The 18,936-nt window shown below is 70.6% G+C and carries 15 protein-coding genes and 2 CRISPR repeat arrays (1 of these 17 cut by a window edge); of the genes, 13 read left to right on the top strand and 2 right to left on the bottom strand.

The genetic code is table 11. The features are described from left to right. Nucleotides 1–1,172: direct repeats of the CRISPR family, unit length 29 nt; unit sequence GGGACCATCCCCGCACGCGCGGGGAGCAG; it reaches 382 nt to the left of the window's first position. A gap of 350 nt (nt 1,173–1,522) precedes the next feature. The 9 genes from cas3 (at nt 1,523) to ABZ172_RS03465 (ending at nt 13,038) form a co-directional block, all read left to right on the top strand. Further along, on the top strand, nt 1,523–4,327 hold the full coding sequence (cas3, locus tag ABZ172_RS03505) for a CRISPR-associated helicase Cas3' (protein WP_356879719.1): 2,805 nt from the start codon (nt 1,523–1,525) through the stop codon (nt 4,325–4,327). Then, entirely contained in the window at nt 4,320–6,014 is a 1,695-nt protein-coding gene (casA, locus tag ABZ172_RS03500) for a type I-E CRISPR-associated protein Cse1/CasA (RefSeq protein ID WP_356879717.1), read from the top strand. The genes cas3 and casA overlap by 8 nt, the downstream gene beginning before the upstream one ends. Further along, a complete protein-coding gene (casB, locus tag ABZ172_RS03495; RefSeq protein WP_356879714.1) occupies nt 6,011–6,754 on the top strand; it encodes a type I-E CRISPR-associated protein Cse2/CasB in 744 nt (247 codons plus the stop codon). Before casA ends, casB begins: the two co-directional genes overlap by 4 nt. Further along, nucleotides 6,751–7,944: a type I-E CRISPR-associated protein Cas7/Cse4/CasC gene (gene cas7e / locus ABZ172_RS03490; RefSeq protein ID WP_356879712.1), complete on the top strand. Its 1,194-nt coding sequence runs from the start codon at nt 6,751–6,753 to the stop codon at nt 7,942–7,944. Before casB ends, cas7e begins: the two co-directional genes overlap by 4 nt. Then, nucleotides 7,941–8,666 carry a type I-E CRISPR-associated protein Cas5/CasD gene (cas5e, locus tag ABZ172_RS03485; RefSeq protein WP_356879710.1) on the top strand — a complete coding sequence of 242 codons (726 nt, stop codon included), beginning with the start codon at nt 7,941–7,943 and terminating at the stop codon, nt 8,664–8,666. Before cas7e ends, cas5e begins: the two co-directional genes overlap by 4 nt. Further along, the gene (gene cas6e, locus ABZ172_RS03480) at nt 8,666–9,442 is read left to right on the top strand and encodes a type I-E CRISPR-associated protein Cas6/Cse3/CasE (protein ID WP_356879708.1); all 777 of its coding nucleotides are present in this window, start codon (nt 8,666–8,668) and stop codon (nt 9,440–9,442) included. The genes cas5e and cas6e overlap by 1 nt, the downstream gene beginning before the upstream one ends. A 4-nt stretch (nt 9,443–9,446) precedes the next feature. After that, nucleotides 9,447–10,424, top strand: a complete 978-nt coding sequence (gene cas1e, locus ABZ172_RS03475) for a type I-E CRISPR-associated endonuclease Cas1e (RefSeq protein WP_356879706.1) — start codon at nt 9,447–9,449, stop codon at nt 10,422–10,424. Beyond that, the gene (gene cas2e / locus ABZ172_RS03470) at nt 10,421–10,771 is read left to right on the top strand and encodes a type I-E CRISPR-associated endoribonuclease Cas2e (protein ID WP_356879704.1); all 351 of its coding nucleotides are present in this window, start codon (nt 10,421–10,423) and stop codon (nt 10,769–10,771) included. The genes cas1e and cas2e overlap by 4 nt, the downstream gene beginning before the upstream one ends. Before the next feature lie 93 nt (nt 10,772–10,864). Further along, nucleotides 10,865–11,199: direct repeats of the CRISPR family, unit length 29 nt; unit sequence GTGCTCCCCGCGCGTGCGGGGATGGTCCC. A gap of 354 nt (nt 11,200–11,553) precedes the next feature. Further along, the gene (locus ABZ172_RS03465; protein ID WP_356879702.1) at nt 11,554–13,038 is read left to right on the top strand and encodes a DUF4157 domain-containing protein; all 1,485 of its coding nucleotides are present in this window, start codon (nt 11,554–11,556) and stop codon (nt 13,036–13,038) included. Between the two features lie 275 nt (nt 13,039–13,313). On the opposite strand, the gene ABZ172_RS03460 is transcribed toward ABZ172_RS03465, so the two are convergent. Continuing rightward, entirely contained in the window at nt 13,314–13,787 is a 474-nt protein-coding gene (locus ABZ172_RS03460; protein WP_356879700.1) for an ArsI/CadI family heavy metal resistance metalloenzyme, read from the bottom strand. Between the two features lie 81 nt (nt 13,788–13,868). Between ABZ172_RS03460 and ABZ172_RS03455 the strand changes: the two genes are divergently transcribed. From ABZ172_RS03455 to ABZ172_RS03445, 3 genes are read left to right on the top strand one after another with little or no spacing between them, the layout of a single operon-like run. After that, nucleotides 13,869–14,270 (top strand): metalloregulator ArsR/SmtB family transcription factor, encoded by a 402-nt coding sequence (locus ABZ172_RS03455; protein ID WP_356879698.1) that lies wholly within the window; start codon nt 13,869–13,871, stop codon nt 14,268–14,270. Further along, nucleotides 14,267–15,388 carry an ACR3 family arsenite efflux transporter gene (arsB, locus tag ABZ172_RS03450; RefSeq protein WP_356879696.1) on the top strand — a complete coding sequence of 374 codons (1,122 nt, stop codon included), beginning with the start codon at nt 14,267–14,269 and terminating at the stop codon, nt 15,386–15,388. Before ABZ172_RS03455 ends, arsB begins: the two co-directional genes overlap by 4 nt. Continuing rightward, nucleotides 15,381–15,788 (top strand): arsenate reductase ArsC, encoded by a 408-nt coding sequence (locus tag ABZ172_RS03445; RefSeq protein ID WP_356879694.1) that lies wholly within the window; start codon nt 15,381–15,383, stop codon nt 15,786–15,788. Before arsB ends, ABZ172_RS03445 begins: the two co-directional genes overlap by 8 nt. A 298-nt stretch (nt 15,789–16,086) precedes the next feature. On the opposite strand, the gene ABZ172_RS03440 is transcribed toward ABZ172_RS03445, so the two are convergent. Beyond that, a complete protein-coding gene (locus ABZ172_RS03440) occupies nt 16,087–17,328 on the bottom strand; it encodes a glycoside hydrolase family 64 protein (RefSeq protein WP_356879692.1) in 1,242 nt (413 codons plus the stop codon). 638 nt (nt 17,329–17,966) lie between these two features. Here ABZ172_RS03440 and ABZ172_RS03435 point away from each other — a divergent pair. Beyond that, a complete protein-coding gene (locus ABZ172_RS03435; RefSeq protein WP_356879823.1) occupies nt 17,967–18,404 on the top strand; it encodes a glutaredoxin domain-containing protein in 438 nt (145 codons plus the stop codon). The last annotated feature ends 532 nt before the right edge of the window (nt 18,405–18,936 follow it).

The following is an 18,936-nucleotide window of genomic DNA, read 5'->3' as shown; positions in this document are numbered from 1 at the left end:
GCGCGGGGAGCAGCCGGTGACGACACCCACCCCGTCACCCACCGGGGGACCATCCCCGCACGCGCGGGGAGCAGAGCCCGTCCGTGTCCAGGCCCCGCAGCCGCTGGGGACCATCCCCGCACGCGCGGGGAGCAGCGCCCAAGGCAGTGCGCGTCCCACTCGTACGCGGGACCATCCCCGCACGCGCGGGGAGCAGTCCTCGACCACGGGGTGCGATCGAGCCTGGTCGGGACCATCCCCGCACGCGCGGGGAGCAGTGTCCGGGATATAGCGCTTGTACGCGCCGTTCGGGACCATCCCCGCACGCGCGGGGAGCAGGTATCACCGCGGCCACGAATACGACCACGGAAGGGACCATCCCCGCACGCGCGGGGAGCAGCGGCTGGTCTCGTTCGGGACCCCGCACACCGGGGGACCATCCCCGCACGCGCGGGGAGCAGGGGGAGACCTCCGGTACGAGCATCTTCCACGCGGGACCATCCCCGCACGCGCGGGGAGCAGATCAGCAGCAGCCTCGGGGCCCGCGCAGCGAAGGGACCATCCCCGCACGCGCGGGGAGCAGTGGCGCCCCACCAGGTGGTAGGCCCGCATCCTGGGACCATCCCCGCACGCGCGGGGAGCAGGTGGTGCTGATCCACTGGCACGCGGGGGCGACGGGACCATCCCCGCACGCGCGGGGAGCAGCTCCCCACCACGACACCCATCCTGTGGGACGGGGGACCATCCCCGCACGCGCGGGGAGCAGGCGGGCAGTCGGTTCGGATTCCGCACCGAGGAGGGACCATCCCCGCACGCGCGGGGAGCAGTTCGCGCGCCCCGGATGTTCACGGTTCTGGTGGGGACCATCCCCGCACGCGCGGGGAGCAGTCCGGTGTGTTGTCGGCACAGCCAGACTACCGGGGACCATCCCCGCACGCGCGGGGAGCAGACTCCTGAGCCGCGGGAGGCGCCCGGCGCCCTGGGACCATCCCCGCACGCGCGGGGAGCAGACCCGTATGTTCACCGGGTAGTCCGGGACGACGGGACCATCCCCGCACGCGCGGGGAGCAGCCGTCGCACGCCGGACGGAAGTCGCGCGACCAGGGACCATCCCCGCACGCGCGGGGAGCAGATTTTCCGCGAACCGGAGACCACCGTGGCCTTCGGACCATCCCCGCACGCGCGGGGAGCAGACTGCGCGACCTGCAGGTTTACCGCCGCAGTGACTCAGTTCTGAGCACTTTCGAAGAAACCGACATACGGTGCATTCGGGGCTCCCTCTCTTCGAGCTGTCACCAGTGCTCAACTGGACGATCCTACCGGCGTACGGCCGCGTTCAAGGCGGGATTGAGCACGTTAACCACACATTCTCCGCTGTTTCTTCATTTTGCTGCGGACCCTCGCTCGCTCCGGATATTCATCTGGCATGACAGTCGAGGGGGGCGCTCACACCGGCATGCGCGCAAGGCTGCGCGGTGCTGTGCTCAAGGTGTGGGCCAAGCATGATCGGGACTCAGACGGGTGGTTGCCGCTGTGGCGGCACATGGAGGACAGTGCTGCGGTCGCCGGGCAGTTGTGGGACGCGTGGCTGCCGCTTTCGGTCCGACGGCTGATCGCCGCCGAACTGCCGGACGGTGCGGACGATGCACGTCGTCTTGCCGTGTGGCTGGCCGGCGCGCACGACATCGGCAAGGCCACCCCTGCCTTCGCCTGCCAGGTCGAATCGCTCGCGGAAGTCATGCGGGCCGATGGCTTGGACATGAGGTCCCAGCGGGCGATGGGGGCCGACCGGAAGCTGGCGCCGCACGGCCTGGCCGGGCAGGTGCTGCTCGGGGAGTGGCTGGAGAGTCGGCACGGCTGGGCTGTCCCGCAGACCGGTCAGTTCACGGTTGCAGTGGGTGGCCACCACGGGGTGCCCCCCGAACACGGTCAGATCACCGCGCTCGACAGGCACCCCCAACTGCTGCGCACCCCCGGCAGGAGCGAGGGGCTGTGGCGGCGCGTGCAGGAGGAACTACTGGAGGCGTGCGCGGCCGAGTTCGGCGTACAGGACAGACTCAGCTCGTGGCGGTCGGTGAAGCTGCCGCAGCCCGTCCAAGTGGTTCTCACTGCGATCGTCATCGTCTCCGACTGGATCGCCAGCAATCCGGACCTGTTCCCCTACTTCCCGCAGGACGCTTCCCGGAGCGGCGAGGATCGGATCGCGGCTGCCTGGCAGGGGCTGAACCTGCCGGGAGCATGGCGGGCCGAAGAGCCTCCTGCGGATGTGCAGGCGCTGTTCGCCTCCCGCTTCACGCTTCCTCCCGGGGCGGACGTGCGCCCCGTTCAGGAGGCGGCCGTGGAGCTTGCCCGGGAGATGGAGGAACCGGGACTGCTGGTGATCGAGGCACCGATGGGGGAGGGGAAGACAGAGGCCGCACTCGGTGCTGCCGAAGTCCTCGCCGCACGGTCGGGCGCAGGCGGTGTGTTCTTCGCCCTGCCGACGATGGCCACGGGCAACGCCATGTTCCCCCGCCTCCTGCACTGGCTCGAACGGCTTCCCGCACCGGACGGGGCGCGGCGTTCGGTCCTGCTGGCGCACTCCAAGTCAGCGCTGAACGACGACTTCACCGATCTGATGGAGCGGGGCCCCGTCAAGGCCCTCGACCTCGACGGAGCGAAGGAACAGGAGTTGCGGCCCTCCAGCCCTCGGCGGACGGCCTCCGCCGAGCTGGTCGCCCACGCCTGGCTGCGCGGCCGGAAGAAGGCCATGCTGGCATCGTTCGTGGCAGGGACGATCGACCAACTTCTCTTCGCCGGCCTGAAGAGCCGCCACCTGGCCCTCCGCCATCTCGCGATCGCCGGCAAGGTGGTCGTCATCGACGAGGCACACGCCTACGACACCTACATGAGCTCCTACCTCGACCGGGTGCTCTCCTGGCTCGGCGCCTACCGCGTCCCGGTCGTGGTGCTCTCCGCCACCCTCCCGGCCACCAGGCGGCGCGAGCTGGTCGAGGCGTACGCGGGGAGACGGAAGGGCGACACCCGCGACTTCGACGCCGTCGCCAGGTCCGACGATCACCCGCTGCTCACCGCTGTCTCGCCGGGCGGCGCTCCCGAACTGCGACGTCCACCGGTCTCAGGTCGCGGGGTGGACGTCGAGGTCGAGCGCATCGATGACGATCCGGGGCTCCTCGCCGACCGGCTGGAGGACGAGCTCGCGGACGGTGGCTGCGTTCTCGTCGTGCGCAACACCGTGCGTCGCGTCCTGGAGGCGGCAAAGGTGCTGAGGGAGCGGTTCGGCGACGCCCACGTGACCGTCGCGCACTCCTGCTTCATCGACGTCGACCGCGCGGCGAAGGACGCCTCGCTGCTCCGGCGGTTCGGCCCACCGGAGACGGCCGAAGGGCGACCGGCGCTGCATGTGGTGGTCGCGAGTCAGGTCGCCGAGCAGTCGCTCGACGTCGACTTCGATCTGCTGGTCACGGACCTGTGCCCGGCCGACCTGCTGCTCCAACGCATGGGCCGGCTGCACCGGCATCTGCGCGGCGGGGAGAAGCAGACGGAGCGTCCCGAACGGCTCCGCACAGCGCGTTGCCTGGTCAGCGGCGTCGACTGGACAACCGGAGTCCCCGAGCCGGTACGCGGCTCCGTCGCCGTGTACGGGGCGTACACCTTGCTGCGGTCCGCTGCCGCGCTGCTCCCGTATCTCGATGCCGGTCCGCGGCGCCCCGTACGGCTGCCGGCCGACATCAGTCCGCTGGTGCAGCACGCCTACGCCGAGGGATCCCCTGTTCCGACGGACTGGGCAGAGGCCGTGGACGCGGCACGTGCCACCCACGACGAGTTCCGGGCGGATCAGTCCGAGCGGGCGGCGACGTTCCGTCTGGGTGCGGTGGCCCGACCCGGCCGGCCGCTCTTCGGCTGGGTCACCGCAGGAGTCGGCGACGCGGACGACACCGGTCGGGGCAGGGCCCAGGTGCGTGACAGCAGGGAAGGGCTGGAGGTCGTCGTCGTGCAGAGGAAGCCGGACGGCACCCTCGCTACGGTCCCGTGGCTCCTCCCGGACCGACAGGACCGCCCCCTGGCCGGCCTGCCCCTGCCCACCGATCAGGTCCCCACGCCTCTGGCCGCGCGTACCGCCGCGTCGTGCGGGCTGCGGCTGCCGATGCAGTTCAGCTACGCCGAGACGATGGACCGGGCGATCGCCGAACTGGAGGAACTGCATCTGCCGGCCTGGCAGGTGAAGGACAGTCATTGGCTGGCCGGTCAGCTGGTACTCGCCCTCGACGAGGACGGCCGGGCCCAGCTGGCGGGCTTCACCCTCCGTTACAGCACGAGCGACGGCCTCGAGGTGACCCGTGCCTGACAGCAAACAGAGCGATCGCCGTGGCGGCCCCCTGTTCGACCTGACCACACAACCCTGGATCCCCGTGCTCAGGAGCAACGGCGAGCAGGACGAGCTCTCCCTGCGGGAGGTGTTCGCCCAGGCTTCCGGGCTGCGGCGGATCGTCGGGGACCTGCCCACTCAGGAGTTCGCCCTGGTGCGTCTGCTTCTCGCCGTCGCCCACGACGCACTCGGCGGGCCCGCCGAGATCGACGACTGGTGCGACCTGTGGTCCGAGGAAGAATGTTTCGCCCCGGTGGAGCCCTATCTCGATGCACACGCCCACCGGTTCGACCTGTTGGACACCACAGCGCCGTTCTTCCAGACGGCGGGCCTGCGGACGACGAAGGACGAGGTGTTCTCCCTCAACCGGATCGTGGCGGACGTCCCCAACGGGGAGCCGTTCTTCAGCGCCAGGATGCCGGACGTCGATCGCCTGACCTTCGCCGAGGCTGCCCGCTGGGTCGTCCACGCGCACGCGTACGACACCTCCGGAATCAAGACAGGCGTGGAGGGCGACCAGCGCGTCAAGGGCGGAAAGGTCTACCCGCTCGGCGTCGGCTGGGCCGGCAACCTCGGCGGGGTCTTCGTCGAACGCCCCACGCTGCGCGAGACGTTGCTGCTGAATCTCGTGGCGGCCGACACCCACGGCGTGCGGATCGACGAGCAGGACGCCCCGGCCTGGCGACGCGATCCCTGCGGGCCGGGTGGAGCCGAGCGGGCGGCCACCGGGGTGCGCGACCTGTACACCTGGCAGACACGACGCCTGCGGCTGCACCACGACGAGCACGGCGTCCACGGCGTCGTCCTCGGGTACGGCGACCCGCTCAGCCCCCGCAACAAGCACGACCGCGAGCCGATGACGGCCTGGCGGCGCAGTCCGGCCCAGGAGAAGAAGCTGCGGGAGAGCCCCGTCTACCTGCCGCGCGACCACGACCCCGAACGAGCAGCATGGCGGGGGATCGCCTCCCTCATCGCCGACACCCTCCCCGCCCTGCAAGGACCGGAACCTCCCGCCACGCTGCGTCCCGCAGTCCTGGAATGGGTGGCCCGTCTTGTCTCGGAGGGCAGGCTCGAGCCGGGCTTCCTGGTGCGGGCACGCGTCATCGGGCCGAAATACGGCACCCAGCAGTCCGTGATCGACGAGATCGTCGACGACTCCGTGGCCATGGCCGTCGTCCTCCTCCACCAGCAGGACCGCCGCTACGCCGAGCAGGCGATGGCCGCCGTCGAGGACGCGGACCGTGCGGTACACGCCCTCGGCGACCTGGCCACCAACCTGGCCCGCGCGGCCGGCACCGAGACCGAGGGACCCCGGGCCACTGCCCGCGACCACGCGTACGGGCTGATCGAGGCCCCCTACCGCGCATGGCTCCGAGGCCTGGCCGGAACCGGCGATCCGTACGAAAAGCGCCTGGCGTGGCAGCGGCAGGTCCACAGGATCGCCGCAGGGCTGGGCGACCGGCTCGTCGCCGCGGCGGGAGACGGTGCGTGGCAGGGGCGGATCGTCGAGACGAAGAAGGGCACCGAGTGGCTCAACTCGGCGCTGGCCCACAAGTGGTTCCGCATCGCCCTGAACAGAGGCCTGGGGAGCCCCGACCCGTCCGGCACCGACCCGGCCCCCGATGCGCGGACGGACTCCGAGACCACGGCGAAGGCACTGACATGACCACCGACACCAGACTCCTCACCGCACGCGGACAAGTCGCCCGGCGCGCGGCCCAGATCCTGACTCCCCTGCAACGCGGCTATCTCGCCGACCAGCCCCCGGACGTGGCGGCACTGGCACGGCTGCGCCGCGGCGCGGGACGAGGAGCGGGACAGCTCCCGGACCTGTGGAACCTCATCGACACCGGTCCCCTCCACGCGCCGCCGGACGACGCCAGACCACTGCGCGAGAACGAGCTCGTGCGCGCCGAGGACGCACTGCACGTGTCCCTCACCCTGTGGGCGCTGCACCAGCAGTCCCGCCCGACCGGCATGCACCAGACCGACCGAAAGGACCACCGCCGAGGGCTCGGCACCGCCGTACGCCGCATGATGACGCCCGGCGAGATCGACGAACCCCTGCGCAAGCGCCTGGTCCGCGCGGGCACCGCTCCCGACCTGACCAGCCTGGCCCAGCGGCTGCGCGACATCGTCGTTCTGCTGCGCCGCGCGGACATCCCCCTCGACTACGCCCTGCTCGCCGGGCAGCTCTACACCTGGCAGCGGCCTGGCGGCGCCGACGCCGTACGCCGTGAGTGGGGGAGTTCCTTCCACGCATGGCACGACCAGGACGCCGAAACACCGGAGTCCGGCCGCTCTGCTCCGGCCGGCGGCGCGATCACCGGGACCACGGACATCGACACCACGGACTCCGACACCACGGACATCGACACCACGGACATCGACAAGGACGCCTTGTGAACCGCATCTTCCTCGACGTACACGCTCTCCAGACCGTCCCGCCCAGCAACCTCAACCGTGACGACACCGGCGCACCGAAGACCGCCGTGTACGGGGGAGTGCCGCGTGCCCGGGTCTCCAGCCAGGCCTGGAAGCGGGCGGCCCGCACCTACTTCTCCGGCGAGCACCTGCTGGAGGCGAGCGAACTCGGGGTCCGGACGAAGAAGATCGTGGAGGCCGTCGCCACGCGGATCACCGCGCTTGATCCCTCGATCACGAGTGAGACCGCACTGCTCATCGCTGACGAGACCGTACGGGCCACCGGCCTCAAGACGGAGGTGCCCAAGCGCAAGGCGACCGCGGTCAAGGAAGGGGAGCCGGAGCCCGCGCCGGAGGCCAAGTACCTCGTCTTCCTCAGCACTCGCCAGCTGGACGGCCTCGCCCGGCTGGCAGTGGAGGGCGCCTCCGACATCGCCGCCCACCTGAAGGACAAGGAGACCAAGGCCAAGGCCAAGGAGATCGCCGACACCCACCACTCCGTCGACATCGCGCTCTTCGGACGGATGGTGGCCGATGCCGCCGACTTCAACGTCGACGCCGCCGTCCAGGTCGCCCACGCCATCAGCGTCCACCGCGTGGAGAACGAATCGGACTACTACACCGCCGTCGACGACGAGAACACGGACGAGGAGACCGGCGCCGGCATGATCGGCACGGTCGACTTCAACTCCTCGACGCTGTACCGCTACGCCGCCCTCGGCGTGCACCAGCTCGCCGCGAACCTCGGCGAGGGGCTGCGCGAGGACGAGCCCGCCACCACCCCGGTGCGGCGCGCGGTGGAAGCGTTCGTCCACGGGTTCACCGCGTCGCTGCCCACCGGGAAGATCAACACGTTCGGGCACCACACGATGCCTGACGCCGTGATCGTGAAGCTCCGCACCACCCGTCCGGTCAGTTTCGTCGCCGCCTTCGAGGAGCCGGTCCGGGGCGACCAGGGCGGTTACGTCCGCGAGGCGTCCGAACGTCTCGCGGAGTACGTCCCCGACATCGAGCGGGCCTACGGGGACGAGAGCTCCACCCTCACCTGGGTCCTGCGAGTGGGCCCGAACACCGCGAAGCTCGCCGGGATCGGCACCGAGGCCCAGAACATCGGCGAGCTCGTCGCCGCCGTCGGCCAGGCCGTCGCGGAGCGCCTGGAGAAGCCCGCATGAGCGTGCTCAGCCTGAGGCTCGCGGGTCCCCTGCAGTCGTGGGGGGCCACCGCGCGCTTCACCCGTCGCACCACCGAGTCCGCTCCCACCAAGAGCGCGGTCATCGGCCTGCTCGCCGCGGCCGCGGGCATCGAGCGAGGGGACGACGCGAGCCTCCAGCCGCTGGCAGCGCTCCGGTTCGGAGTCCGGATCGATCAGCCCGGCAGCCGGGTACGCGACTTCCAGACCGCGCATCACAGCGCCAGCGGCAAGTCCATGCCCCTGTCGGAGCGCTTCTATCTGGCCGACGCCGTGTTCGTCGCCGCCGTCGAGGGCGACACCGCCCTCCTCTCCCGCCTCCATGCCGCGCTGCGCAACCCGGTGTATCCGCCGTTCCTCGGCCGACGTTCGTGCCCGCCGGCCCAGCCCGTCGACCTGTGCCTCCACGAGGGGGCCGCCTCGTTGATGGACGTACTGGGCGAGGTGCCCTGGCAGGCGTCCGCCTGGTACCGCAGACAGCACCCCGACGGGACGGATGTGGAACTGACCGTGCTGCGCGAGGCCTGCGACGACGAGGGAGAGCTCGCCGACACCCTCCGCGACCAGCCGGTCAGCTACGCCGCCGCACACCGCCGGCACGCCCTGCGCACCGTCGTCGGCGACATTGTGCGCGTCGGCCGCCCGTCCGGCGGGAGCCTGCCCCGGCATGAACCGTTCGACGCCCTTCAGGAAGGGGACGTCTGATGTTCCTCACCCGCTTCCGCGTGAACACCGCACGCCCCGGCGCTCGCAGGCTGCTGTCGTCGCCCCAGGTCCTGCACGCGGCCGTCATGTCCTCCTTCCCTTCGCTGCTGCCCAGTGACGCGCCTCCTCCGGACGGACCGCGTGTCCTGTGGCGTCTGGACCACACCACCCGCGCCGAGGTCGTGCTCCATGTGGTCAGCCCCGACCGGCCGGACCTGACGCATCTCGTCGAGCAGGCAGGATGGCCGGCCGCCGCCACCCACGCGGCACCGGGCTGGGAGAGCCGCGCCTACGGTCCGTTCCTCGACCGACTGACGGCAGGCGAGCGATGGGCGTTCAGACTGACGGCCAATCCCGTCCACCACATCCGTCGCAAGGCCGACGAACCCACCAAGCGCACCGCACACGTCACCCCCGTGCACCAAATGGGGTGGCTGCTGAAACGGCAGGAGCAGTGCGGTTTCCATGTCCTCGAGAAGCCCGCCGAGATGCGTCTGCTTCCCAGCGGCACGACCCACGAAGGACAGCCCCACCACGGCGACCGCTACGCGCTCACGGTTCACGACAAGCGTGCCCTCGCCTTCGACAAGTCCCGCGACCCTGCCCAGCCTGGGGTACGCAAGGGAGCGGTCAGCCTGGTCACCGTCACCTTCGACGGCCGACTCGAAATCACGGATCCCGAGCTGATGCGCCGGGCGCTTCGGCAGGGAATCGGCAAGGCGAAGGCGTACGGCTGCGGCCTGCTCACCCTCGCACCTCTCGGGACAGCGGGGTGACGGGATGACGACGGTCTCCCGACGCGCGGCCCTCACCCCGCGTCAACTCACGCGCACGGGTGAGCGGCTCTCCTTCGTCTACCTCGAACGCTGCCTCGTGCACCGAGACGCCAACGCGATCACGGCCGAGGACGCGGAGGGCACCACGCACATCCCCTCGGCGACCATCGGTACCCTGCTCCTCGGCCCGGGCACCCGGATCACGCACCAGGCGATGAACGTCCTCGGCGAGACCGGCGCCGCCGTGTGCTGGGTCGGCGAGCAGGGAGTGCGCTACTACGCCGGCGGACGGGCACTCACCCGATCCGCCGCTCTCGCCGAGGCTCAGGCCGTGCACTGGGCGAACGTCCGCAGCCGGCTCGGCGTCGCCCGTGCGATGTACCGCATGCGCTTTCCCGACGAGGATCCCTCGGGCCTGACCCGCCACGAACTCCTCGGCCGCGAAGGACGCCGCGTCAAGGACTGCTACCGCGCGCAGGCCGCCCGGACGGGAGTGCCCTGGCGGGGCCGCCGGTACACCCCGGGCGACTTCAGCAGCGGAGACGCCGTCAACCAGGCCATCACCGCCGCCGCCCAGTGCATGTACGGCATCGCCCACGCGGTCGTCGCCTCCCTGGGCTGCAGTCCGGCTCTGGGCTTCGTGCACTCCGGCCACGAACTGTCCTTCGTCCTGGACGTCGCCGACCTGTACAAGACCGAGATCGGCATCCCCCTCGCCTTCGATGTCGCCGCCGAGGACGACGAGGACACCGGCTCACGCACCCGCCGTGCCCTCCGGGACCGCATCAACGAAACCTCTCTGCTGGACCGTTGCGTGAACGACGTCAAGAAGCTCCTGCTGGGGGAGGATCTGCCGGCGAACGCCGCCACCAGCGATGCCCCGGACGTCGTCACGCTGCAGACCGACGGTGGGCGTGCAGTGGCGGCAGGCCGCAACTACGGCGGGGGAGAGGACTTCGACGTCCTGGAGACGACCTGGTGACCGTCATCGTCCTCACCAACTGTCCCGCAGGCCTGCGCGGCTTCCTGACGCGCTGGCTGCTCGAGATCTCCGCCGGAGTCTTCATCGGCAACCCGTCCGCCCGCATCCGTGACCTGCTGTGGGCGGAGGTCCAGGAGTACGCCGACCAGGGCCGTGCCCTGCTCGCCCACACCACCGACAACGAGCAGGGCTTCACGTTCCGCACGCACGACCACGCCTGGCATCCGGCCGACCACGAAGGCCTGACCCTGATCCGCCGTCCGAACGCAGGCAGTCCCACCACCGGACAGAGCCCCAAGAAGGGCTGGAGCAACGCGGCGAAGCGTCGCCGCTTCGGACGGAGATGATGGGGGTTATAGGGCTTTTGGGTGGTGTGACCGTTTCGGTGAAACTACTCCAAAACAGCGGACGGGCTTGGTAAAGCTGCAGGTCACGAAGAGGTGCTCCCCGCGCGTGCGGGGATGGTCCCGAAAGGTAAACGGCCGTGACCACTGTCGAGAAGGTGCTCCCCGCGCGTGCGGGGATGGTCCCTCGACTCCGTCGTGTCCCGGCTGCGGACGGACGTGCTCCCCGCGCGTGCGGGGATGGTCCCGTGTCCGCGAAGACCGTCAGCCGGGCCCTGTCGTGCTCCCCGCGCGTGCGGGGATGGTCCCCACCCGCCGCCACCGAGGACCGTGCCGGCGGCGTGCTCCCCGCGCGTGCGGGGATGGTCCCCTGTGCAGTCAGCTCGTCTATCTGCGCCTGCTGTGCTCCCCGCGCATGCGGGGTTGGTCTCTGGCAGGTAGCTTCGTCCACTCAATTCCCCGGATACGGCCCAGTCGACTGCGACCCGCTCGTCATCGACCGGGTTGCTGGCGTCGGTCGGGCCGGATGTGCCGCAGGGCTGAGTCATGGGAGCCGCGGTCGCCCATGGGCTGCCGGGACCTCGCCATGTCTGGACGAGCACGGCGAGGCCCACACCGATCGCGTCGGGGATCGCCTCGCGCGTGCGCGAGACGGGAGGCCCGGCCGGCTGTCGGGGGGCTGGTGCGCGTTCGGGCCGGAGGTCGACCCCTGGGCTTCTACCGGGTGGGGTGCGGAGCTGGTAAGCAGAGCGGGAACGCCGCCACGTCTCCCCGGAAGGCCGCCCATGCGCGCGCAGGATCCCGCGAAGAACTCCGACCGAGCAGCCCCCGGCGTTCGCCCGCGAGCGATCGTCCCCGCGGTGCCGCGGATCGCGTCCGGTCCGGCGGCGCAGATGCTCGCGCTCCAGCGCACCATCGGCAACGCGGCGGCGGCCCGCCTCGTGGATGCGGCGAGACACACGGACGGAGCCCAGTGCGGCCACCAGGAGCCGCCGGTGCAGCGCTCCGCCGTTCATGAGGCCCTGCGGGGTCCGGGGCAGCCGATGGCGGCGCCGCTGCGCGCCGAGATGGAGTCCCGGCTGGGTGCCGACTTCTCCGACGTACGGCTGCACACCGACGCAGTGGCGCGGCGCTCCGCCTCCGGCATCGGCGCCCGTGCCTACACGTCCGGCAGCCGCATCGTGGTCGGTGAGGGCGGAGCGGACCGGCACACCCTGGCCCACGAGCTGACCCACGTCATGCAGCAGCGCCAGGGGCCGGTGGCGGGCACCGATCACGGGGGCGGGGTGGCGCTGAGCGACCCGTCGGACCGGTTCGAGCGGGCGGCGGAGGAGAACGCGTCGCGGGTGATGAGCGGCCCGGTGCCGCAGACCGCGCCGCAGACCCCGGTGCCGGCCGAGCCCGCCGCGCGGCCGGTGGCCGGCTCCGCTGCGCCGTCGGTGCAGCGGCAGCTGTCGTACGGTTCGTGGTCGCGGAAGTACGTCAAGGACGGCGGGTTCATGTCCCTGCTGGAGGCGGCGGATCCCGGTGGGCGGGCGCGGGGGATCGAGGCGCCGTTCGCGTCGCTGGCGGAGCAGGTGGAGGCCGCCGGACGGCAGGTGCACTTCCGGGAGGAGAAGCCGCCCCGCGGCCGGGCGGCGTTCCTGGTGGAGGCGGGCGAGGGGGTCCTCAAGATCGACCCTCCGTCGGACACCGCGAGCGCCAAGGAGCTGCGCGCCTTCGCCACCACGCTCGCCCATGAGCTGCAGCACGCCGTGGACTTCACGCAGAAGCGGTTCCCGACCGACCGCGAGGCGGACTACCCGGGGGACGACGACACGAAGCGGAAGACCGGGATGATCTCGGCGGAGCTCCGGGCGTTCGGTGTGGAGGCGGCCGCAGCGGCGAAGCTGGCGCTCGGCGACCACTACGAGGAGAAGGAGAAGCCGTTCAGCACGCTGGTGTCGGGGCTCGGATCGTCCTCCATCTCGCCGGAACAGCAGACGCTGGTGCAGGAGTTCCAGCAGATCGCCTCCTTCGAGGCGGCGCGGAGGGACCCGCTGCTCGCGCTGCACAGGTTCGGTGCGGCGCAGAGCCAGATCCTGGACCGCCTCTCCGCCTATCTCCTGCAGTACGGCATGATGTCCGACTCCGGTCCCGACAAGGCCCTGGCCTGGCTGGAGCAGAACCCGAAGGCCGTACAACGCGGGCTCGTCGAGGGCGCGAAGCTCTTCCTCGCCCGGCGGCCGCAGCTGCGGGCGGCGGCTCAGGCAGCGCCAGGCGGCGCGTGAGGAACAGGACGACGCCCGTGCCGGCCTGCACGGCGCTCTCGCGGCTCCACCGGCCTGTCGGCAGGCGGTCGCACCGGTTGTGTCCGAGGCCCGGTGGAGCGGGAAGAGGCCGCCCCGTGGCTCGACCACCTCGGGCGGCACGTCGGTGGCTGCCGGCCGGTGGTGGAGGTGTACCACGGCCGACCGCGGTGGACGCGTACGGTCAGCAGCTTCACCGGGGGAGCGGACCGGCGGACCAGATCAGGGCCGCCGGCCGGTACCGCCTGGGCGGAGTCTCAGCCTCCGCACGTGCAGCCCGTGGTCGCCGGCGCGGCGTCGCCCGCCGGTCGGCCGGTGCAGCAGGCGTCGCCGCGGTCGAGTGCCGGGCTCTGACCCATGTGGTCGGCGTCGCCCTTGACGACATAGACCTCCCAGGGCTCGTTTCCGGGGCCGTGGACCCAGACCTTGTCCTGGAGGGCGTAGCAGCAGGAGGTGTCGTTCTCCTCGAACGTGGCGAGCCCGGCCGCCTTGAGACGGTCGGTGGCCGCGGTGACCGACCCGGTGGACTCGACCTCGATGCCGAGGTGGTCCAGGCGGGTGCCCTGACCGGGCTCGCCCTCGATCAGGACGAGCTTCAACGGAGGTTCCGCGACTGCGAAGTTGGCGTAGCCGGGGCGTCGTTTGGCCGGTTCGACGCCGAACAGCCCGGAGTAGAAGGCCACCGAGGCTTCGAGGTCGGCGACCTTGAGTGCGAGTTGGACGCGGGGCATGGCGGTGCTCCTCGATCTATTTGAATCGATGTTCATCGATATAACCTTGCGTCTTGAATTGAAAAATGTCAACATAGAAGAATGTCGAAACAAGAGAGTGCGGCGCGCGGCCGGAACGACTCCGACGGGTGCTGTCCGGCACTGCTGACGGCCCCGCTGGACGAGGTGCAGGCCGTCGAGGTGGCGAAGGTCTTCAAGGCCCTGGGCGACCCGGTGCGCCTGCGGCTGCTGTCGATGATCGCTTCCCGGGCGGGCGGGGAGGTCTGCGTCTGCGACCTCACCCCGGCGTTCGACCTGTCGCAGCCGACGATCTCCCACCACCTGAAACTGCTGAGGCAGGCCGGCCTCATCGACTCCGAGCGGCGCGGGACCTGGGTGTACTACCGCCTGCTTCCCGAGATGACCGACCGGCTCGCCGCGATCCTCACACGCCCCGCCGGTCAGCCGCTGCCCGTCGCCACCCCCGTCGGCGGTACGTCGTGACGGCCCCGAGCGGGGTGACTGCGCAGTCCGTGCCGGTCGCGGGGCGCCTGTCGTTCCTCGACCGGTTCCTCGCCGCGTGGATCCTGCTCGCGATGGCGGCCGGCCTCGGCCTGGGCCGTCTCGTGCCCGGCCTGGGCGACGCGCTGGCCACGGTGACCGTCACCGGCGTCTCCCTGCCGATCGCCCTCGGCCTGCTCGTGATGATGTATCCCGTGCTGGCCAAGGTCCGCTACGACCGCCTCGACACCGTCACCCGTGACCGCCGGCTGCTCGTGGTGTCCCTGCTCCTGAACTGGATCGTCGGCCCCGCCCTGATGTTCGCGCTCGCCTGGACCTTCCTGCCGGACCTTCCCGAGTACCGCACCGGCCTGATCATCGTCGGGCTCGCCCGCTGCATCGCCATGGTCATCATCTGGAACGACCTCGCCTGCGGTGACCGTGAGGCCGCCGCCGTGCTGGTGGCCCTGAACTCGCTCTTCCAGGTGCTCGCCTTCGCCGCACTGGGCTGGTTCTACCTGTCCGTCCTGCCCGGCTGGCTCGGACTGGAGCAGACCGTGCTCGACGTGTCCGTGTGGGAGATCGCCCGCTCCGTCCTGATCTTCCTCGGCATCCCGCTGCTGGCCGGGTTCCTCACCCGACGCCTCGGTGAGAAGGCCCGGGGGCGTACCTGGTACGAGACGAAGCTGATTCCCCGGATCGGGCCGTTCGCCCTGTACGGGCTGCTGTTCACCATCGTCGTGCTCTTCGCGCTCCAGGGCGACGCCATCACCTCCAAGCCCCTCGACGTCGCCCGGATCGCGCTGCCCCTGCTGGTGTACTTCGCCGTCATGTGGATCGGTTCCATGGCCGTCGGTCGAGCCGTCGGCCTGGGCCACCCGAAGGCCACGACGCTGGCGTTCACCGCCGCCGGCAACAACTTCGAACTCGCCATCGCGGTCGCCATCGCCACCTTCGGCGCGACGTCCGGCCAGGCCCTCGCGGGAGTCGTCGGCCCGCTCATCGAGGTGCCGGTCCTGATCGGACTCGTCCATGTCGCCCTGGCCGCCCGCCGCTTCTTCCCCCAGCCACCACTCGCGACCGACCCGGCCGCCGTCCCGGAAAGCTCCGCCCGTGTCTGAGACCAAGCCGTCCGTGCTGTTCGTGTGCGTCCACAACGCCGGTCGCTCGCAGATGGCCGCCGCCTTCCTGACCCACCTCTCCCAGGGCCGGGTCGAGGTACGCTCCGCCGGATCCGCCCCCGCGGCCTCCCTGAACCCGGTCGCGGTGGCCGCGATGGCGGAACTCGGCATCGACCTCTCCGCCGAGACGCCGAAGATGCTGACCGTCGAGGCCGTGCAGGCGTCCGACGTGGTGATCACCATGGGCTGCGGAGACACCTGCCCCGTCTTTCCCGGCAGGAAGTACCTCGACTGGGCGCTCGAGGACCCCGCAGGTCACGGGATCGAGTTCGTCAGGCCCATCCGCGACCAGATCCAGCGGCACGTCCGCGGCCTGCTCGTCGAGCTGCTGCCTCGCTGACGCCGAACGGTCCGAGGCCGTCGCTCCCTTCGGCGGGTGACGGCGCGGCCGTCCGGCCGCATTCCGACGGCACGGGGCACAGGGTGCGGGTGGTGTGGGCGGCGGACCCATCCACTGTGCCGTGGCCGTCGTCGCCGCAGAGGTTCCCGTCATGCGCCTGCGCCGGCCAGCGCGTTGCCCCTGATGACCGGCGAGCCCGCCTGCGGCCGGTCGGCGCTCCTCCCGCCGGGAACCGGGCGGGGCCGGACCCGAGACGGTGTTCGTCCCGGACCCGGCCCCACCTCAGGCAGTGCGTGTTCTAGTTGAACGGGTCCAGCGTGATGTACGCCTGCTGCGGGTCGCCGTCGTGCACCAGCGACTCGTGCGCGCCCACGTCGTCGAAGGCGAAGCCGTAGGCCTTGCCGTCGGCCATCTGCGCGTGGATCTTGGCGGAGTAGTGGTTCGTGACCGCGTCCTTGTAGAAGTTCGCGTTGTTCGCGTCGGGCTGGTTGGGGTTGCTCAGCAGCGTCGACCGGTTGTAGCCGGCACACAGGGTCCGGGAGATGGGCCCGCGGACCAGGTCGTTGGGCGCGTCCAGAAGCTTGTAGCAGCCGAAGACGCTGTCGGAGTCAGGCTTCTGGAAGCTGGTGACGACCGCCCCTGAACTGTTCGTGAAGTTCATGGTGTTGCCCTGAACCCGGCCGAAGTACTTCGTGTTCGGCTGGTCCTTGAACGGCTGGACGGTCAGGGTCTGCGAGGCGTACTTGGTCCATACCCGGTTGATGTAGTCGTTCATGACGGAGGCCGGGAGAGCTCCGGCCTCGATGCCGTGACCGGGAGCGAGTGCCCGCAGGATCGTGCCGTCGGAGCGGGTCTTGATGAGCCCGCCCCAGCCGCCGGACTGGCTGCGCAGGGAGTCGAAGAACGCCTTGTAGCCGCCGGGCTTGAGGTGGCCGGTGGAGAGAGTGGTGCCGTTCGGACGCTTCACTCCGACCGCGTACGGCGCGGAGAACATGTCGACCTGCGTGCTGTTGATCCACAGGCCGGCGTCGTTGAGCGTGTACTCGGTCCAGTTGAAGAGGATGTTCGCGTTCGGATCGCTCGGGTTCTGCACCGCGGGCTGCACCAGGCCGCCGGTGGTGAGCTTGAAGACGAGCTTCTGTCCGTAGGAGAAGTAGACCCGGCCGGAGAACTTCGGCATGCGGATCGTCTTCGACTGCCCGTTGGCCGGGCCCGCGATGGACGCGTCGGGAGCGGGCGTCGGCGGGTTGCCGCCGGCCGGCCACGGATGGAAGGCGCCGCTCGCGTCGGCCCAGCCCTGGCGCCCGGACGCGAGCTCGGTGCCGATCACGTAGACGTGAACCTGCTCGCCGCGCCCGGAGTTGTTGGTCAGGGTGAGCGGGATGGTCGTGGGGACGGCGGCCGCCTCGGTGGCTGCGGTGACCTGGGTGACCACGAGGGTTCCGCCGGCCAGCGCGAGCGCGGCGATCAGGGCGGCGGGCCTGAGACGGGCGCGCCGGGCCCGGTGCGTGCGTGGGGCGGAAGGAAGGTTGGCAGACAAGCTCTACTCCTCATCCGGAGGGCCGTGCTGTGGAGGTAGCCGGTGCGAGAGCACTCGAAAGTGACTCTGAGAGCGCTCTCAGGGCGACTTCCTGGAGCGTATCGACCGGTCAGGGACGCGTCAATGTTCTGGTCTGGACCACCGTGGCCCGCCTGTGGGCGGGTGTCATGGGCGAGAGCGGAGCGGTGCCGATCTGCCGACGGCGGATTCACCTGGCCGAAGCTCCATGTGGCTCGGGTCGGGGTGGGAGAACCGGTTTCCCGTCGAGCGGCGAGCGAGCAGGTCCCAGTATCCGCAGCGGGCCTGCGCCAGCGTGTTTTCCGCGGTCCGGCCGACAACCCCCTGCCGGGAATGCGGGGCAGCAGGCCCCTGGGGGAGTTCCAGGGCGGACGAGGCCACTCGCTGGAACGCCTCTCACCGGCCATTCGGTGCCGACACGTTCGGGTTCTCCCGTCACTGAAGCGCTGTGTCATGCCGTCGTGACGGGCATGGAAAATGCCGAGAATCTGTCGCGCCACGGCAGCTACGGTGCCCCGCCGCGTTGCCGGAACGCCGAAGGCGTTCAGGAGCCGAATACCCCTACGCTGTGCGATGCAGCGCGTCTCACGGTGGATGCCGCTCCGATAGTCTGCGTGACCATGATGCGCGCCTGGGCCCTGCCGATGCTGTTTGTGCTCTGTGGCATAGCCGTCGCGACGGGGCAGATCTCCGCGGGGAACCAAGGCGCAGCCGTAGCGCTCCTGCTGGCGTTCTTGGTGCTCGCCGGTGTGAACTCGCCCCTGATCTTCCCGAAGTCGATTGACACGCGGGAGGCGCAACGCCGTAGCGCGTTGGACGGTCGGCCGGTCGTCTACTGGCGTCCGGGATGCACGTACTGCATGCGTCTGCGCTTCCGGCTTGGCCGCAGGGCCCGTCAGTTGCACTGGGTCAACATCTGGCGTGACACAGCAGGAGCTGCAGCGGTGAGGGCAGCTAACGACGGCGACGAGACCGTTCCGACCGTCGTCGTGTCGGGCCGGCCCCACACCAACCCCGATCCGGATTGGGTGCGCGGACAGCTCCCCCCGACCGTGTGATCAGAAACCATGCCCGGCTGAACAGGGGTGTGATGGGCGGGCTCCCTTCATTCGCCCACGGGCAAGCGGCAGACCGGACGAAGTGAAACGCTAGGTCGGGCAGCGGGTCGACCGGCCGGTGACGGTCGCGGAAACGGGCAGGTTGTCGCCCGCCGTCGCCTTCGTCAGGTATCAGGCGGCGTCGACCCGGGTGACGAGGGCGCGCAAGCGCATATCGGCGGTGTGCTTGTCCCGCCAGGTGAGTTAACGGCGGATCATGCTGCCCTGCGTGGCGGGTGTGATCGGTGCCGTCAGGCGTGAAGTAATTCCGCTGCTGCGCGGGGTTCCTGGACGGCGTACAGGAGCAAGCGAACCGTCTCGTCGAATCGATGCGGGAGCGGGATCGCTTCAGTCGGAGCGGGGAGCCTGCGGGAGAGCAGGGATTCCGGTCCGCGACCGGTCCGGAAGAGCGGGTCAGCACTGGGGCAGCCGTGGCACGTACCGGGGGACCTGCCCAACCCGCCTCGGCGCCGGCCGAACGGAAAGGAAGGCG

Source organism: Streptomyces sp. NPDC006296 (genome assembly GCF_040613235.1).
Lineage (GTDB): Bacteria > Actinomycetota > Actinomycetes > Streptomycetales > Streptomycetaceae > Streptomyces.
Note: the sequence above shows the minus strand (reverse complement) of the source record. Positions and strands in the feature narration are given on the sequence as shown.

Bases quoted from the DNA above. Each gene is read 5' to 3' on its own strand.
- cas3 (WP_356879719.1), top strand. From the start codon at position 1,523: ATGGAGGACAGTGCTGCGGTCGCCGGGCAGTTGTGGGACGCGTGGCTG.
- casB (WP_356879714.1), top strand. From the start codon at position 6,011: ATGACCACCGACACCAGACTCCTCACCGCACGCGGACAAGTCGCCCGG.
- cas5e (WP_356879710.1), top strand. From the start codon at position 7,941: ATGAGCGTGCTCAGCCTGAGGCTCGCGGGTCCCCTGCAGTCGTGGGGG.
- cas6e (WP_356879708.1), top strand. From the start codon at position 8,666: ATGTTCCTCACCCGCTTCCGCGTGAACACCGCACGCCCCGGCGCTCGC.
- cas1e (WP_356879706.1), top strand. From the start codon at position 9,447: ATGACGACGGTCTCCCGACGCGCGGCCCTCACCCCGCGTCAACTCACG.
- ABZ172_RS03465 (WP_356879702.1), top strand. From the start codon at position 11,554: ATGCGCGCGCAGGATCCCGCGAAGAACTCCGACCGAGCAGCCCCCGGC.
- ABZ172_RS03460 (WP_356879700.1), bottom strand. From the start codon at position 13,787: ATGCCCCGCGTCCAACTCGCACTCAAGGTCGCCGACCTCGAAGCCTCG.
- ABZ172_RS03455 (WP_356879698.1), top strand. From the start codon at position 13,869: ATGTCGAAACAAGAGAGTGCGGCGCGCGGCCGGAACGACTCCGACGGG.
- ABZ172_RS03435 (WP_356879823.1), top strand. From the start codon at position 17,967: ATGATGCGCGCCTGGGCCCTGCCGATGCTGTTTGTGCTCTGTGGCATA.